Here is a 17423-nt window from a genome sequence, read left to right on the forward strand (position 1 = left end):
AATTTTCTCGCGCCCGTCGTCTGGACGCACAGCGCCGCACCTCTCTAGAGGACGGCGCATCGCCTTCAGCGAAGGCGAGAGTTGCTTGGGGACGACGTCATGACATCAAGAACACAAGCCCATCGTCGCACTGTCTTGCTTGCGCTGCTCACGGCGAGCTATCTCGCGCTGAGCGTTCCGCTCGCAACGTCTGCCGCACAGGCGCAATCGGCGCCGTCGCAGGCCGGCGCCTCGTCGCTGCCGCCGGTGACCGTCACCGCGCCGGCCACGCAACGTCGCCGCAACGCACCATCGACATCGCGTAACACCGCCGCAGCACGAGGCCGCCGCACCCAGACGGCACGGCGGATCGCGCCCGCGGCGGCGGCAAAACCGTTCGCGGAATCGCAGGACGCCCGCACCGGCACATCGGGCTATTTCGCCAACAGCACGTCGGTTGCGACCAGGACCAACACCGCCATCGTCAACATCCCGCAATCGCTCAACGTGATCACGCGGGAGCAGATCCGCGACCAGAACTATCAGGGCCTCACCGACGTCACCCGCTATGTCCCCGGCGTTGCCGTGCATCAGGGCGAGGGCAATCGCGACGAACTCGTGATCCGCGGCGTCGATTCCAGCGCCAACTTCTTCGTCAACGGCTTTCGTGACGACGTGCAGTATTTCCGCGACATGTACAACGCCCAGAGCATCGAGGTGCTGAAGGGGCCGAGCGCGCTGACCTTCGGCCGCGGCGCCGGCGGCGGCCTGCTCAACCGCACCCTCAAGGAAGCCGACGGCAACCGCGTCTACGAGGCGACGGCGCAGACCGGCTCGTGGGGCGATCGCCGCGTCAGCCTCGATGCCGGACAGGCGATCAACGACAACGTCGCAGCAAGGCTCAACGTGTTCTACGAGGGTGCCGACGCCTTCCGCGATTTCAATCATCTGGAGCGCTACGGCATCAATCCGACGGTGACGCTGAAGCCCGACGACAACACCAAAATCAAACTGAGCTACGAGTACTTTCACGACGAGCGCACCGCCGATCGCGGCAATCCCTCGCAGGGTCTGCCGGGCGGCGCGACCCGCTTCAACCCGACCACGCCGTTCGCGCCGAACGGCGACTTCTCGACCTTCTTCGGCAGCCCAAGCCTGAACACTGCGCAGGCGACGGTGCAGACCGGCATGGCCATCATCGAGCACGATTTCGAGAACGGGCTGACGGTGCGCAACGGCACCATCGCCGCCGACTACCAGAAATTCTATCAGAACGTCTATCCAACGGGCGGTCCGCTCGCCGGCGCGGTCAATCCTGCCGACACCGCGGTCAATCTCGGCGCCTATCAGCACACGACGAACCGCGACAATGTCTTCAACCAGACCGATTTCACCTACAAGGCCTGGACCGGGCCGCTGTTCCACACCGTCGGCTTCGGCACCGAGTTCGGCCGGCAGACCGGCGTCGATATCCGCAACACCGGCGTGTTCCCGAACGGCACCAACACCATCGTGCAGAACCCGTTCGCGCCGACCTATTTCGGCCCGGTGACGTTTCTTCACCACTTCACCGGCACCAACAGCGACGGAGTCACCACGCCCGATTCGAACAGCCGCTATGCGCTGAACATTCAGTCCGGCTATCTCAGGGACACCATCGAGATTTCGCGCGCCGTGCAGATCATCGCCGGCGCCCGGTTCGATCGCTACGACATGTCGGCCACCGACATGAACACCAACATCAATCGCAATCGCGTCGATAATCTGGTGTCGCCGCAGGGCGCCCTGATCATCAAGCCGATCGATTCGATGTCGGTCTATACCGCCTACAGCGTCTCCTTCCTGCCGGCCTCGGGCGACCAGTTCAGCGCGCTGAACGACGGCACCCTGATCCTGCAGCCGCAGCGCTTCGAGAATGTCGAGCTCGGCATGAAGTGGAACATCAATCCGAAGCTGCTGTTCTCGACCGCGGTCTACAATCTGAACCGCACCAACCAGCCGATCGCCGACGGCAACAATCCCGGCTTCTTCTTCCCCTCCGGCGGCACGCTCACGCGAGGCGTCGAGGCGAGCCTGACCGGCTATGTCACCGCGCAATGGCAGTCGTCGCTGGCCTATGCCTACACCGACGCGAAGATCACCGGCGCCACCTCGGCGACCGTCGTGCCCGGCAACCGCGTCCAGCTGGTGCCGTACAATCAGTTTGCCTGGTGGAACAAGTATCAGTTCACGCCGATGTGGGCGGCTGCGCTCGGCGTGATCTATTTCGGCGATTCCTTCGCCTCGTCCGACGATACGGTGCGGCTGCCGGGCTTCGTGCGGTTCGACGCGGCGATCTATGCCAAGATCGACGAGACCTGGAGCGCCCAGCTCAACGTCGAGAACATCTTCGACAAGGGCTATTGGGCGTCGGCTGACGGCAACAACAATATCTCGCCGGGACAGGGCCGCACGGTAAGGCTGATGGCGCGGGCGAGGTTTTAGCTTTCACCGTCATGCCCGGGCTTGTCCCGGGCATCCACGTCTTTGCCGCGGTCTATAAGAAAGACGTGGATGGCCGGGACAACAAGCCCGGCCATGACAACGGTAGAGAGGTGTGCTCGCAATGACGTGGAGAGGGGTTGGCCCTGTCATCCCAACCGCATGTCCAGCAGCCGCCGGCCTTCGCCCTTCAACAGCTTCTTCACCGCGCTCGAGGCGATCACCTCGCCATTGTTGGCGTAGGCTTCGTGGTTCTTCTCGATGTCGTCGAGGCGGTAGAGGTAGTTGACCATGATGCCGGCGGATTCGCGCAGGCCCTTGGGCGAGAGATCGCCGAGCCAGTTGATCCGCTCCAAGCGTGCGCCGTTGCCGAGATGGAAGCGCGCGACCGAATCGATCAGTCGTCCCTTCGGCGTGCGCGCCTTCAGGAAATAGTAGGCGGCAAGCGGCTCCAGCACGGCGCGCAGCTGGGTCGCGAGCTCGGCGTTCTCGAACCAGTCGGGCTTGCCGAGGCTTTCCAGCAGCCGGCGGTCCTCCTCGGTGAGCGGCACGTCGTCGGCCTGCTTGACCCACTGCATGAAGCCCGGCACCGGCGATAGCGTCACGAAGTTGTCGAGCTTCGGCAATTCGCGGCGCAGCTCCTCGACCACCTGCTTGATCAGGAAGCTGCCGAAGGAGATGCCGCCAAGGCCGCGCTGGGTGTTGGAGATTGAATAGAACACCGCGGTGCGGGCGCGCTCGACCGGCACCGGCTCGCGCTCTTCGGCCAGCAGCGGCGCGATTGCGCCCGGGATGGCTTCGGTGAGCGCGACCTCGACGAAGATCAGCGGCTCGTCGGCCAGCGCCGGATGGAAGAAGGCGTAACAGCGGCGATCGATCGGATCGATGCGGCGGCGCAGATCGTCCCAATCGCGGATCTCGTGTACGGCCTCATAACGGATGATCTTCTCCAGAATATTGGCCGGAGACGACCAGTCTATCCTGCGCAGCACGAGGAATCCCCTGTTGAACCAGGACGAGAGCAGATGCACCACGTCGCGATCGAGCGCGGCAAGGTCCTTGTTGCCCTTCATCAATGAAAGCAGATCCGAGCGGATCGACACCAGTTCGCCGGTGCCGCCCGGCGCGCGATTGAGCCGGCGGATCAATTCCTGGCGGCGCGGCTCGGACGCGAAATGCAGGTCGCTGGCATCGTCGCCATTGGCTTTGGCGCGCCAGCTTTCGATCGCCTGCGCCAGTTTGGCGTGATCGGGGCCGAAATCGCGGGCCAGCGTCTGGAAGAACGACAGCCGCCCGGCGGCATCGAGGTGGTGGTAGCGGTCGAGCACTTCGCGCGCCATCGCGGTGCCGGAGGCTTCGCCGCGGCCGGATAACAGCGCCTCGCACAATTCCAGCAGTTCGGAAGCATCCTGCTTGTCGTCGGCCGGGCTGGCGCGGCCGAGCAGGACGCGGCCGCGTTCGGAAATCGTCGAGAGCAGATCGGAGAAGAAGGCATTGGCCATGAGCAGGTCGTATCCAGCAGGTCGTATCCAATGAAGCCGGACCTTACACGGGATTTAAGGTCGGGAGCACAGCAATCAAGCGCATGGATCGTACGGAAATATGTCGCAGCGCGACAGCGGTATAATTCGTCGTCGCTGCGCCCGGTGACAAACCCGGTTCACGTTTTCTCGCACGTTTTCTCCGCGAACGCGGTCGGTGTCTTGCCGGTAACCTGCCGGAACGCGTGGGAAAATGCCGGCACGCTGGCATAGCCGAGGTCGGAGGCGACCTGCTTGACCGAAACATTCGCGCTGCTCGACAGGCGCTCGATCGCGGCCGCGATGCGGGCGCGCTGGCACCAGCTCTTGAACGAGAGCTGCGTCTCAGCCGAGAACAGCCGCGACAGCGTCCGCGCCGAGGTGCCGACCGTGCGCGCCAGCGCGTCGATGTCGTGGTCCTGCGTCGGATCGGCCAGCACGAGGTCGGCGGCGCGGCGGCAGCGCGGCTCCTGCGGCAGCGGGATGAAGGTCGCGGAATCCTCGGCCTGGTGCAACTCCAGCATCACGAGGCGAATCAACAGATCGGTGCGCTCGCGTCCGCATGAGGCGTCGAACAGCGCGAGGATCGCCTGGTGCACCAGCGGCGACACCCGCACCACGAATTCGTGGTCGAGGCTGTCACTGCGCTTTTCGCGCGCGAGCCAGGCCTGGTCGAAATACAGCGTGCGCATCTCGATGTCGCCAAGCACGTCGATCGCGTGCGGGAGCAGGGCAGGGACCCACACCGCGCGGTCCGGCGGCACCAGCCAGCGCCCCTTCGGCGTCGTCACCTGCATGGTGCCGCTGGCGGCATAGACCAGCTGTGCCTCGCGGTGCAGGTGCGGGTCGAGCCGGACGCCCTTGCGGTAGCTGCGCGCCACCAGATGCACGCCGTCCCCGGTGACGCGCCGGTCCTGGTGGAGGGCTCTTATTGGCGGCTCAGCGATAGTCATTGGCGACATCCCGTCAGGACAAGCACCTATAACCTATTTTCGAGCAATTGAAGAATCGCGTGAGAGACGTGCCGATGAACAGTCCAAGCAACAGTCCCAGCCGGGTGATCACCTTCGTCAACGCCGCCCATTTCATCGATCACTACGCGATGCTGATTTTCGCCGCCGCCGTCATCATCATGGGTCCGGCGCTCGGCATGGCCTATTCGGAACTCCTGCCTTATGCGACCCCGGGCTTCATCGCCTTCGGCGCCGGCTCGCTGGTCACGGGCTGGCTCGGCGACCGCTGGAGCCGCCGCCACATGATGGTGATCTTCTTCGTCGGCATCGGCCTGTCGATGATCTCGGTCGGCTTCGTGCAGACACCGCTGCAGCTCGGCGCCGCACTGCTGGCGATCGGCGTCTTCGCCTCGATCTATCATCCGGTCGGCACCGCGATGATCGTGTCCTATGCCGAGAAGCTCGGCGTCCAGATGGGGATCAACGGCGTCTGGGGCAATCTCGGCGTCGCCTCGTCGGCGCTGGTGACCGGCGTGATCGGCCAGTATCTCGGCTGGCGCTGGGCCTTCATCGTGCCCGGCACGGTCACCGTGCTGATCGGCATCGCCTTTGCGATGACGGTGGTGCATGAGGACCGCAAGGGCTCCAGGCAGGCGGCAGCGCAGGTGCGGGTCGCCAAGGAGGACATGTGGCGGGTGGTGCTGTCGCTGCTGATCGTGGTGATCGCGATCTCCACCACCTTCAACGCGGTGACGGTGGCGCTGCCGAAGCTGTTCGCCGAACGGCTCGCCGACCTGACCAAGAGCCCGGCGCTGCTCGGCGTGATCGCGGCCGGGGTCTATGTGTTCGGCGCGATGACGCAGTACACCATCGGCAAGCTGCTCGACAGATATTCGCTGAAGACGGTGGCGCTGCCGCTGTCGTTCCTGCTGGCGCCGTTCCTTTATCTGGCGGCGAGCCTAAACAACCTGCCGCTGATCGTGGTCTCGATCGGCATCGTGATGGGCGCGTTCGGCCAGGTCACGGTGAACGATGCCATGGTCGGCAAGTACACCACCGAGGAATGGCGCTCGCGCGCCTATGCGGTGCGCTATTTCGTCGGCTTCACCGCGGCCGGCGCGTCCGTCGGCCTGGTGGCATGGTTGTACGACCAGGGCGGCTTCTCGATGATGCTGCGCGCGTTCGCGGCACTCTGCCTGCTGGCGATCGCCGCCGCGATCATCCTGCCGCGCGAGATCCGCACCCCGGCCGCGCAGGCGGGCTGACGCAGGCGTTTTGCCGCCCGTTTAACGTTGCGACGAGGCGTGCCCGACCGGCGGGCCTCGACCGACGGCGGATAACCGTGACATGGTCACGCTTCGCGAACTTTGTTCCGACCCGCAGGTGTGGTAGGTTCAAGCGGGCCTCGGGGACGAAGGCGCCGGTTGCGCCTTGAACACGTCTTTGCGGAGCAGCCGGAGCGCTATGGGAGAAATTCGCGACTTCAAGTCAGGCCGGTCACAGCCCGACAACACCCAGCCTCCCGGCGATTCAATGCCGCGGCGCCTCGCCGCGATCGTAGCGGGCGATATCGCCGGCTACAGCCGGTTGATGCAGCTCGATGAGGAAGGCACGCATACGCGCGTCAAGCGGACCCTGCGCGATCTGATCGAGCCCACCATCGCCGAGCACCACGGCAAGCTGGTCAAGACCACCGGCGACGGCTTTATCGCGATGTTCGACAGTCCGGTCGAGGCCGTCCGTTGCAGCATCGTGATCCAGCAGAACATGATCGGCCGCAACGCGGCGATCGCGAGAGATCACTGGATCGAGTACCGGATCGGCGTCAACCTCGGCGACGTCATCATCGAGCCCGACGATATCTATGGCGACGGCGTCAACGTGGCCTCGCGCCTGGAAGGGATCGCGGCGCCGGGTGACGTCTTCATCTCCGGCGGCATCTACGAGCAGATCAAGCACAAGATGGTCTGCGGATACGAATCGCTCGGCGACCGCAAGGTCAAGAACATCACCGATCCGGTCCGGGTTTATCGCGTGCTGCCGGACGCCGCTGCGTACCAAAGGACGCGCAGGCGCCGCGAGTCCGTCCTGCTCACGCTGCTCGGACTGGCGGTCGCGATCATCGCCGGAGGCGTGCTGTGGTATCTGCTCGCCCAACCGCGCGGCAAGCCGGCCGACGTGGCGCAGGCGCCTCCGTCACCGACGGCATCGCCTGCCGTCCAGCCGCCGGCACCAAGCCCGGCTCCGACCCAAACCGCAAGTCCGGCCCCGGCGGCACCGACACAGCAAGCGTCGCCTCAACCCGCGCCCTCGGCGAGCCCTACCCCGGAGCTGCCGGAGCCCGAACTGGTCTCGCTTCAAGCCGGCAGCTTCTCGATGGGAAGCAATGACGATCCGTCGGAGCGGCCGATCCGCCGGGTGACGGTCAAGCCCTTTGCCATGGGCAAGTATCCGGTCACGGTCCGCGAATGGAACGCCTGCGCGGCGGCCAAGGCCTGTGGCTTCACGGCCAGCGGCAAGGACGACGTTCCGGTCACCAATGTGAGCTGGAGCGATGCGAAGCAATATGTGACGTGGCTCGCCGAGCGCACCAAGAAGGCCTACCGGCTTCCGAGCGAGGCCGAGTGGGAATATGCGGCGCGCGGCGGAACGCAATCGAAGTACTGGTGGGGCGACCAGGTGCAATCGGGCCACGCCGGATGCAAGGATTGCGGCGGCGACAGTTCGGCCGAGCAGCCGGTCAAGGTCGGCAGCTACAAGCCGAATCCGTTCGGCCTCTACGACATGGGCGGCGGGGTCGATCAATGGGTCGAGGATTGCTGGCACAGGAATTACCAGGGCGCGCCGACCGACGGTGCGGTCTGGTCCGGCGGCGACTGCGCCTCCCATGTCATCCGCTCCGGCTCGTGGAAGAATGACGCACGCTATGTGCGTCCGGCCAATCGCGATAATTACGACACCAATGTCCGTTATCCGACCCACGGTTTCCGGGTCGCGCTGTCTCCCTGAGCGATCATCCCTGATCGCCAGGCTTCATGGAGGGGCTATGAAAAGTGCAGGCTTGATCATGCTCGCCGCGGCACTGACGCTGTTCGCGGCTCCGGCCGACGCCCAGAACAAGCCGGCCGGCAAGGACACCAAGCTGTATTTCATCTGGCCGCGCGACGGCGCCAAGCTCAAGAGCCCGTTCTGGTGCCGCTTTGGGCTGCGCAACATGGGCGTCACCCATGCCGGCGACGACTACCCGAACAGCGGCCATCACCATCTTCTGATCGACGTGAATGAGCCGTTGAATGCGAATGAGCCGATCCCGTCGGACAAGTCTCATCTGCATTTCGGTGCCGGCCAGACCGAGACGCAGCTCGACCTGGCGCCCGGCAAGCACACCCTGCAGTTGGTGCTGGGCGACGCCAAGCACTATCCATTCAGCCCGCCGGTCGTCTCCGAAAAAATCACCGTCCGGGTCAGATAGGCCGATACGGATAGCTCCCTTGCGGGAACCGGCGCTTGCACAAGGCCGCGCCGTGCGGTTTGTTGCGCGCCTGCCGGACAGCAAGATTCGGCGTGGAGGACGTCCGATGTCGTCTCGACTGCTGCGTCTGGCCGGCCTCGTTCTGGGAGTGATTGTCATGGCCACATCAGCGGATGCCGACGCCTTGAAGGATCAGATCGCACCGACCGGAAAGCTCCGGGTCGCGATCGCGATCAGCCCGGCCGGCGGCGCGTTCTGGTCGACCAAGACCGAGAGCGGCTATGCGGGCGTTCCCGTCGATCTCGGCCGCGAGATGGCGGCGCAACTCGGCATCCCCGTCGAATATGTCGTGCACCAGAATTCCGGCCAGATCACCGACGCGGCGGCCAAGAACACCTGGGACATCACCTTCCTGCCCAAGGATCCCGAGCGTGAGACCAAGATGACGTTCGGGCCGATCTACGAGGTTGCCGACGCTACCTATATCGTCAAGCCCGGCTCGACGATCACGAATTTCGCCACGCTCGACCAGGACGGCGTCAAGGTCGCCGCCGTCAATGCCACCACCACGATGCGCGGCGCGATCGCCCATCTCAAGCACGCCAAGGTGACGGGCTATCAGACCTACGACGAGATCTTCAATCTGCTGAAGAGCGGCGAGATCGACGCCTTCGCATTGTCGCGCGATCAGCTCAACGCGATGGCGAAGAAGATTCCGGGCACGCGCGTGCTGGACGAGACCTTCAAGCAGACCGTCACCGCGGTCGCGGTACCGCTCAACCATCCGCTCGCCGCGGCCTTCGCCACCAGGTTCATGACGGAGGCGATCGCCAACGGCACGCTGCGCAAGGCCTACGACAACAACGGGCTGAAGGGCGCGCCGGTCCGCACCGAGGCGAAGTGAAGTAGCGCGCGTATCGACTCTTTCCCCTTTACCCCGCGCAAAGGCGAAGCCTTTGCGCGGGGATGACGGTGATGGAGGGGCGCGCATCCTCTGGGCGACATCTGGGCATGCTGCATAATTCCGCGCCATCGCGCCGTGCGGTTCCTGCGCCACCAGCCTAACTCATTGTATTGACGGGGATTTAAAGCCAACCGCCAGCGTCGCCGCTTGGCACATCCATTGCTTTTGATTGCACCAGTCAATGACGACTGCCGTCCTCCGGATTGCCAAGGCCAGTGCTGGCCGAGGCGAGGGGATCAAGGTGCCCGGCCCGGGCGTCTCGAGCAATCGTCGCAGCCCCATCTCCCCGGACGGACGAGCATTTCAACCAACCCGCGTCGCTTCCGGCAGGCAACCGGCGCGGCCGAATTGCGCAAGGGGATTTTACGAATGGCCTATCTCGCTCCGTCCGAATTCGTCACCAAGATGGTGGATGCCGGCGAATCCAAGATCTTCATGTCGACCCGCGACACCGTGATCCGCGCCTATATGGCCGGCGCGATCCTCGCGCTGGCAGCCTGGTTCGCCGTGACGATCAACGTCAATACGGGTCAGCCGCTTGTCGGAGCATTGCTGTTTCCGGTCGGCTTCGTCATGCTCTATCTGCTGGGCTTCGATCTGTTGACCGGCGTGTTCGTGCTCTCGCCGCTGGCGCTGCTCGACAAGCGCCCCGGCGTTACGCTCGGCGGCGTGCTGCGCAACTGGGCTCTCGTGTTCATCGGCAATTTCGGAGGCGCGCTCACGGTGGCGTTCATGATGGCCTTTGTCACGACATTCGGCTTCACGCAGGAGCCCGACAAGGTCGGCATGACCATCGGCAACATCGGCGAGGGCCGGACGCTGGGCTACGCTGCGCATGGCGCGGCCGGCATGGCCACGCTGTTCATTCGCGGCATGCTCTGCAACTGGATGGTCTCGACCGGCGTCGTCGGCGCGATGATTTCCACGACGGTGCCCGGCAAGGTGATCGCGATGTGGATGCCGATCCTGGTGTTCTTCTACATGGTATTCGAGCATTCGGTGGTGAACATGTTCCTGTTCCCGTCGGGACTGATGCTGCATGCGAAGTTCTCGATCATGGACTACCTGATCTGGAATGAGATCCCGACCGTGCTCGGCAACCTCGCCGGCGGCCTCGCCTTCACCGGGCTCACGCTCTACACGACGCATGTGAAGACGGCGCCGAAGCGCCAGCGCCTCGCGGCTTGATCCTCGACGACTTATGGGGCTCTCCTGTCGCGGAGGGCCCCATTCGCTTTGGGACGGTCGATGCCGCGCGCGCTGAAAATATCGGTCGGGCAATTCTCTGATCAGGGCCGCAAGGACGCCAATCAGGACTTCCACGGCGCCTTGATCCCCGGCGAGCCGCTGCTCGGCCTGAAGGGCATCACGGTGGTGCTCGCCGACGGCATCTCCTCGAGCAGCCTCGGCCGCATCGCCGCCGAATCCGCGGTCAAGAGCTTCCTGACCGACTACTACTGCACCTCGGAATCCTGGTCGGTGAAGAGCTCGGCGCAGCGCGTGCTGGAGGCGACCAATTCCTGGTTGCACGCGCAGACAAGGCACAGCCAGAATCCCTACGACAAGGACAAGGGTTACGTCTGCACGCTGAGCGCCCTGGTCATCCGGTCGACCACGGCGCACCTGTTCCACGTCGGCGACTCCAGGATCTACCGCGTCGCCGGCAACAGCCTCGAGCAACTGACCAACGACCACCGCGTCGTGATCTCCTCGCAGCAGAGCTATCTCGGCCGCGCGCTCGGCGTGAACCCGCAGCTCGAGATCGACTACCAGGCGCTCCCGCTGGAGCGCGGCGACATCTTCCTGCTGGTGACCGACGGCATCTACGAGCATGTCCCGGCGCGGCAGCTGGCGAAGACGATCAAGGACGGTGCCGCGTCTCTCGATGCTGCGGCGAAATCGATCGTCGAGCAGGCCTATGAGAACGGCAGCCCGGACAATCTCACCGTGCAGATCGTCCGGATCGACGAATTGCCCGACGGCGATGCCGGCGAGGTGTTCGGCCAGCCGACCGAACTGCCGCTGCCGCCGCTGCTCGACGCACGGATGCTGTTCGACGGCTATCGCATCGTGCGCGAGCTCCACGCATCGCACCGCAGTCACATCTATCTCGCGGTCGACGAGGACAGCGCCACCACGGTCTCGATCAAGATCCCCTCGATCGACCTGCGCGACGATCCGGCCTATCTGAAGCGTTTCATGATGGAAGAATGGGTCGCCCGGCGGATCGACAGCCCGCATGTGCTGAAGCCGTTTTTGCCGCAGCGCAAGCGCAATTTCCTTTACGTCACGATGGAATATATCGACGGTCAGACCCTGACGCAGTGGATCACGGACAATCCAGCGCCGTCGCTGGAGACGGTACGCGGCATCACCGAGCAAATTGCAAAAGGGCTGCGCGCCTTCCACCGCAAGGAGATGCTGCACCAGGACGTCAGGCCCGACAACATCATGATCGACAGGACTGGCACGGTGAAGATCATCGATTTCGGCTCGACGCGGATCGCGGGCGTCGGCGAGGCGGCGCCGGCGGGCGTCGAGGACATCCTGGGCACCCAGCAATACACCGCGCCGGAATATTTCCTCGGCGAGGGCGGCACCGCGCGCTCCGACCTGTTCTCGCTCGGCGTCGTCACCTACCAGATGCTGACGGGACGCTTGCCCTATGGCGCGCAGATCGCGCGGGCCCGGACACGATCCGACTTCAACCGGCTGGTCTACCGACCGGCCGCGCATCGCGGGCGCGAGATCCCGGGCTGGGTCGACGGCGCGCTGGAGCGCGCGGTGCATGCCAACCCGCTTAAGCGCTACGAGAGCTTTTCGGAGTTCCTGTTCGACCTGCGCAATCCCAACGCAAAATATCTGACGACGTCATCGACCCCGCTGATCGAGCGCAACCCGGTGCTGTTCTGGAAGTCGACCACGCTGCTGCTGGCGCTGGTCGTGGTGCTGCTGCTCGCCTACGGCGCGCATCATTGGCGGTAGTGTATCTAGTCGCCATCTAGTCCCGTCACCCTGAGGAGCCCGCAAGTGCGGGCTCCTCAGAGCCTGACTGAAAAATGGGTGAGTGATCTCAGTGGGGTGTGATTCCATCGGATTTGCAAAGATTCGAGGGAGAGCACGATGCCCTGGACCAAGATCACTCGGGAGCAATATCGGCGGGACGATCTGCGTTATGCAAGCGATATGACCGATGCGGAGTGGGCGGTGATCAGACGCCTGTTGCCGCGAGCGAACCGGCGCGGCCGGCCGCGTAAGACGGAGCTGCGTCGTGTGATCGAAGCGATCCTCTATATCGTTTCGACCGGCTGCCAGTGGCGGGCGTTGCCGCAGGAGTTCCCGCCCTATTCGACGGTGCAGGGCTATTTTTATAAATGGCGGGATACAGGCCGGTGGCAGAGGATTGTCAGCGTGCTTGTCCGACGGGCGCGAAAAAAGCTTGGACGGACACCGAAGCCGACGGCAGCCGTGATCGACAGTCAAAGTGCGCCAACCACGCAAGCTGGCGGACCGCGCGGCTACGATGCAGGCAAGCGCATCTACGGCCGCAAGCGGCATATCGTGACGGATACCAATGGCCTCCTCCTTGGGGTTCATGTTCATCCGGCCAACGTTCAGGACTGCCATGGCGCCGTACCGCTGCTGAAGAACGTGCGGATGAACTTCCCCCGGCTGCGCCACGTCTTTGCCGACCGGATCTACCGCGGAAATCAACTCCTCGACGCGCTCTCAGACTGCGGTCCATGGACTGTCGAGATCGTCGAGCGGCCTCAAGGCGTCAAAGGCTTCCAGCTTCTGCCGAGGCGGTGGGTGGTTGAACGCACATTCGCTTGGTTCGGCAGATGCCGCCGCCTCGCCAAGGACTTCGAGGCGACGGCGGCAACCGAAGCTGCCTGGCTGCTGATTGCACACATCAGGCTCCTGACCCGCAGACTCGCGGCTGCAGCTAAGGTTGGGTGATTTATGAGTCAGACTCTCAGGATGACGGGGAGGGAGTAGAACGGGGAGAGAGTCGGACGCCGCTAATGCGTCCCACCCGCCGTAATCGGATCGAGGCCGCTCTTCACCAGCGCGTCGCGCGCGTCCGGCGAGGCGAGGAAGCTGATCAGCGCCTTGCCGGCCTCACGCTCCTTTGCAGCCGTCGCGATCCCGGCGGAAAATACCGTGATCTTCTGCAACGGCTCCGGCAATGGGCCGACGATGTCGATGCCGGCGACCGGCTTCAGCTCGGAGATCTGCTGCAGGCCGATCTCGGCCTCGCCTTTGGCCACGATCTCGCCGACCGGCGTCGCCGGGATCATCCGCGCCTTGTCCTTCATCTGATCGGCGATGCCGAGCTTTGCGAACATCTCGGTCGAGACATAGACGCCGCTGGCGCTGTCGGAATAGGCGACAGACTTCGCCGCCAGCAGCGCCTGCTTGACGGTGTCGGCCGAGCCGATGTCCGGTTTTGGTGCGCCGGCCTTCACCGCGATGCCGATCGGCGACTTCACGAGGTCGACGCGGCTGTCGGCCAGCACTTTGCCCTGCTTCATGAGATCGCCGAGCGCATAGCCGACCATGATCAGCACGTCGGCCGGCTCGCCGCGCTCCAGCCGCACCGGAATGGCGTTCTTCGTGGTACCCATCGACGGCCCGAAGGCGGTCACCACCTTGTGCCCGGTCTTGCGTTCGAACTCCGGCACCAGCGCCTTGTAGGCCGCCGTCAGTCCGCCCGAGATCATGACATGGACTTCGGCGGCGGATACGGCTGAGGTGAAGGCGAGGGCGCCGATCAGGGCGAGCGTGAGGGCACGGAAGGCAGTGGGCGCGCGCATGGAGTTTCTCCCTGGACGATTCTTGGGAAGCGGGTCGTCGTGGCCGGGAGACTATAGCGCGAGTCGATGCGTGGCTAGCCGCCACCCGTCATTGCGAGGAGCGTAGCGACGAAGCAATCCACCTTTCCGCCCATGTGGAACGATGGATTGCTTCGCTTCGCTCGCAATGACGGGGAAAGATCGTTGCCGATCCGTCACGAATTCACATGCACGAAATCGCGCAGCAGCGGGTAGATCTCGTTGTTCCAGCGCTTGCCGGAAAACACGCCGTAATGGCCGACGCCGGCCTGCATGTGATGCACCTTGCGATAGGTGCGGACTCCGGTGCAGAGGTCCTGCGCGGCGAGCGTCTGGCCGATCGAGCAGATGTCGTCCTTCTCGCCTTCCACCGTCATCAACCCCATGCGCCGGATCGCCGCCGGATTCACCGGGCGGCCGCGATGCATCAGCATGCCCTGCGGCAACAGATGCTCCTGAAACACATCGCGCACCGTCTCGATGTAGAACTCCGCCGGCAGGTCCATGACCGCGAAATATTCGTCGTAGAAGGTCTTGATCACCTCGGCCTTGGCGGTCTCGCCCTTGGCGAGATGGTGGGCCAGATCGATATGCTGCTTGATGTGCCGTTCCAGGTTCATCGACACGAACGCAGTGAGCTGCACGAAGCCGGGATAGACCTGGCGCAACGCGCCCTTGCACTGCATCGGCACGTAGTTGATCAGATTGTCCTCGAACCATTTGATCGGCTTGCTCTTGGCGAATTCGTTCACCTTGGTCGGCTGGATCCTTGTGTCGATCGGCCCGGCCATCAGGGTCAGCGAGGCCGGCCGCGCCGGATGATTGTCTTCCGACATGATCGCGGCGGCGGCGAGCGCCGACACCGAGGGCTGGCAGATCGCCACCATATGCGCGCGCGGGCCGAGCTGGCCGAGGAAGTCGATCAGATGGTCGGTGTAGTCCTCGAGGCCGAAGCGGCCCTCGTTGCGCGGGATGTCGCGCGGATTGTGCCAGTCGGTGATGTAGACGTCGTGGTCCTGTAGCAGCGTCTTCACGGTGCCTCGCAGCAACGTGGCAAAATGCCCGGACATCGGCGCCACCAAGAGCAGCCGCGGCTGCTCCGGGCCGTCCACCTTCCTGAAATGCAGCAGCGAGCCGAACGGCGTCGCATAGGCAACCTCCTCGGTCACCTGCAATTCCCTGTTGCCGACGGTCACGCTGCCGATGCCATAAGGGGGCCGCGCGTAGGTCAGGCTGGAGCGGGAGATCAGCTCGAGCGCGGCCGCGAGCCGGCCATACATCCGGTCAGCGGCGCCCTGCGGCACCAGATTGAGGTATTTCAGCGCCGCTGCAGCCCCGGTCCGCCATGGCGCCGTGAGGTCCATGTGGTTCTGATAGGCCTGGTACATCATTGACATCATACGCATCCACCCGTGGCCTGGCTTGCCATGCAATATCGACGCCAGAGGCGGGCCGACCGCCCGGCAAATTGGCACGTGGCTTGCTGCAAAAGCTGATGGCTCCGGGTGCGCGGCGGCTGAACCGGCGCGATATCCGGGAGCTGAGGACGCGTTCAGGCGTGAGGGACAGATATGGCGAAAGCGACACTGACCATCAGCAGCAAGAATTACTCCTCCTGGTCGCTGCGCGGCTGGCTGCTGGCGAAATTCGCCGGGCTCGACTTCGAGGAGGTGGTCACCGCGCCCGACGACCCGTCGGCCCGCGCCGAGCTGCTGCTGCTGTCGTCCTCGATCCTGGTGCCCTGCCTGCGCCACGACGGCGCGACGGTCTGGGATACGCTCGCGATCGGCGAGTATCTCAACGAGATCATGCCGCATGCAGGGCTGTTGCCGGAAGACCGGATCCAGCGCGCGCATTGCCGCTCGATCTCGGGCGAAATCCATTCCGGCTTTACCACGCTGCGCTCTTCGCTGCCGGTCAATCTCAAGGGCCATTTCCCCGGCTTCAAGATCTGGTCGCGGGCGCAGGCCGACATCGATCGCGTTTGCACCATCTGGCGCGATTGCCTCGGCGCATCGGGTGGGCCATTCCTGTTCGGCGAGCGCCGCACCATGGCGGACGCGATGTATGCGCCGGTCGTGACCCGCTTCATGACCTACGACGTCAAGCTCGAGCCTGCGCTTGCGGTGTATGCCAGCACCATCATGACGATGCCCGAGATGCAGGAATGGATCGAGGCCGCGAAGGCGGAGCCGGCCGACGTCGAGGAGCTCGAGGTCGAATATTAGGCAGCGCCCGTGCCGGCCTGCCTGCATCGGCGGCTCAAGCACGAGGCAAGCCTTGCTCAATGGACGTGCCGCCGGCGTCGGGCACCGGCATGCGCGCCGGACCCGCGCGACAGCCACTGAGGCGCAAATTCGTGCCTCGCTCCAAATGCTTCTGCGGCGATATCAGCGCATGGCGAGACGGTTCGCCGCAGCCCAATCCGGCTGGCAAGGATTTCGCATGGCATGACCGAGCTGTGACCGCGACGATGCGACGCTGCCGAAAATTTGGACGCCGAGCCGCGCCGCGATCTCGCGAACACGAGAACCGTGGAGGCTTGAAATGAACCAGCACGCCGTCGTCAGCAAATTCTCCCACGTCAAACCCGGTGACACCGAGTTCAAGGGCGGAGGTCTGCGCGACTTCTTCCTGTATCGCGATCTCGGCATCGCCGATGCCACCAGCGGGCAGGTGATCTGCCACCTGGTCAAGGCCAATCCCGACATGCCGCCGGAGCAGGGCACCGGCTGGCACAAGCATCTGTGCGATTTTCAGATCGTCATCATGACCAAGGGCTGGGCGCGCTTCATGTACGAGGACAAGGAGACGCTGGTCGAGGCCGGCGACGTCATCCATCAGCGTCCCGGCATCACCCACTATTTGTTCGATTACTCGAAGGACATGGAATACCTCGAGATCGTCAGCCCCGCCGATTTCAAGACCGTGGATGTGCCGCCGGCGACCGAAGCGGTGCCGCCGATCACGCCGTGGAAATGATCGCCCGGGCGGACAGAGAGGAGGGATCGCGATGTCGTCTGCGGAAGAGTTAACCTTTGTTATCGGCCGCTGGCTGCGGCCGATCGTCATGCTTCTGTATGTGGTGCGCAGCCTCGGGCTGATGGCCACATCTAGCCGTGAACAACGCAGTACGTTGCTCGATCAGTGATTCGGACGCGGTTCGTTCCACCCGCGTTCCAAATCTTAAGACACGGTGCGCGCGCGTCGCGTTTTGAA

At 64.2% G+C, this 17423-nt stretch carries 15 protein-coding genes; 11 read left to right on the forward strand and 4 right to left on the reverse strand.

Features of this window, described 5'->3' with window-relative positions:
- Positions 1–99: 99 nt before the first annotated feature.
- Complete coding sequence (locus ACVWZM_RS31330) at positions 100–2463, forward strand: TonB-dependent receptor (protein ID WP_456855519.1); 2364 nt, start codon at positions 100–102, stop codon at positions 2461–2463.
- Positions 2464–2609: 146 nt separating this feature from the next.
- On the opposite strand, the gene ACVWZM_RS31335 is transcribed toward ACVWZM_RS31330, so the two are convergent.
- Together ACVWZM_RS31335 and ACVWZM_RS31340 are read right to left on the reverse strand one after the other, a co-directional pair.
- Positions 2610–3962, reverse strand: a complete 1353-nt coding sequence (locus ACVWZM_RS31335) for a malonyl-CoA decarboxylase (RefSeq protein WP_076823983.1) — start codon at positions 3960–3962, stop codon at positions 2610–2612.
- A 158-nt stretch (positions 3963–4120) separates the two neighbouring features.
- The gene (locus tag ACVWZM_RS31340) at positions 4121–4933 is read right to left on the reverse strand and encodes an AraC family transcriptional regulator (RefSeq protein WP_076824223.1); all 813 of its coding nucleotides are present in this window, start codon (positions 4931–4933) and stop codon (positions 4121–4123) included.
- Positions 4934–5007: 74 nt separating this feature from the next.
- Between ACVWZM_RS31340 and ACVWZM_RS31345 the strand changes: the two genes are divergently transcribed.
- From ACVWZM_RS31345 to ACVWZM_RS31375, 7 genes are all read left to right on the forward strand, one after another.
- On the forward strand, positions 5008–6198 hold the full coding sequence (locus tag ACVWZM_RS31345) for an MFS transporter (protein WP_456855520.1): 1191 nt from the start codon (positions 5008–5010) through the stop codon (positions 6196–6198).
- A 199-nt stretch (positions 6199–6397) separates the two neighbouring features.
- Entirely contained in the window at positions 6398–7942 is a 1545-nt protein-coding gene (locus ACVWZM_RS31350; protein WP_456855521.1) for an SUMF1/EgtB/PvdO family nonheme iron enzyme, read from the forward strand.
- A 37-nt stretch (positions 7943–7979) separates the two neighbouring features.
- Positions 7980–8405 (forward strand): DUF4399 domain-containing protein, encoded by a 426-nt coding sequence (locus tag ACVWZM_RS31355; RefSeq protein ID WP_168856950.1) that lies wholly within the window; start codon positions 7980–7982, stop codon positions 8403–8405.
- Positions 8406–8562: 157 nt separating this feature from the next.
- Positions 8563–9309: a transporter substrate-binding domain-containing protein gene (locus tag ACVWZM_RS31360; RefSeq protein WP_456782126.1), complete on the forward strand. Its 747-nt coding sequence runs from the start codon at positions 8563–8565 to the stop codon at positions 9307–9309.
- A gap of 429 nt (positions 9310–9738) precedes the next feature.
- Positions 9739–10557, forward strand: coding sequence for a formate/nitrite transporter family protein (locus tag ACVWZM_RS31365; RefSeq protein WP_137480433.1), 819 nt, complete (start codon positions 9739–9741; stop codon positions 10555–10557).
- Positions 10558–10617: 60 nt separating this feature from the next.
- Positions 10618–12354 carry a protein kinase domain-containing protein gene (locus ACVWZM_RS31370; RefSeq protein ID WP_456855522.1) on the forward strand — a complete coding sequence of 579 codons (1737 nt, stop codon included), beginning with the start codon at positions 10618–10620 and terminating at the stop codon, positions 12352–12354.
- Between the two features lie 138 nt (positions 12355–12492).
- Positions 12493–13329 carry an IS5 family transposase gene (locus ACVWZM_RS31375; protein WP_456834810.1) on the forward strand — a complete coding sequence of 279 codons (837 nt, stop codon included), beginning with the start codon at positions 12493–12495 and terminating at the stop codon, positions 13327–13329.
- Between the two features lie 62 nt (positions 13330–13391).
- Here ACVWZM_RS31375 and ACVWZM_RS31380 read toward each other — a convergent pair whose 3' ends face one another.
- Complete coding sequence (locus tag ACVWZM_RS31380) at positions 13392–14186, reverse strand: substrate-binding domain-containing protein (protein WP_456855523.1); 795 nt, start codon at positions 14184–14186, stop codon at positions 13392–13394.
- A 194-nt stretch (positions 14187–14380) separates the two neighbouring features.
- Positions 14381–15604 carry a polyhydroxyalkanoate depolymerase gene (locus ACVWZM_RS31385; protein ID WP_456817212.1) on the reverse strand — a complete coding sequence of 408 codons (1224 nt, stop codon included), beginning with the start codon at positions 15602–15604 and terminating at the stop codon, positions 14381–14383.
- 171 nt (positions 15605–15775) lie between these two features.
- Here ACVWZM_RS31385 and ACVWZM_RS31390 point away from each other — a divergent pair, with 171 nt between their 5' ends.
- From ACVWZM_RS31390 to ACVWZM_RS31400, 3 genes are all read left to right on the forward strand, one after another.
- Positions 15776–16432 (forward strand): glutathione S-transferase family protein, encoded by a 657-nt coding sequence (locus ACVWZM_RS31390; RefSeq protein ID WP_168857485.1) that lies wholly within the window; start codon positions 15776–15778, stop codon positions 16430–16432.
- A 319-nt stretch (positions 16433–16751) separates the two neighbouring features.
- Positions 16752–17186 carry a cupin domain-containing protein gene (locus ACVWZM_RS31395; RefSeq protein ID WP_057014914.1) on the forward strand — a complete coding sequence of 145 codons (435 nt, stop codon included), beginning with the start codon at positions 16752–16754 and terminating at the stop codon, positions 17184–17186.
- Positions 17187–17217: 31 nt separating this feature from the next.
- Positions 17218–17355: a hypothetical protein gene (locus ACVWZM_RS31400; protein ID WP_168857487.1), complete on the forward strand. Its 138-nt coding sequence runs from the start codon at positions 17218–17220 to the stop codon at positions 17353–17355.
- Positions 17356–17423: the final 68 nt, after the last annotated feature.

This window comes from Bradyrhizobium sp. USDA 4501, assembly GCF_054062115.1.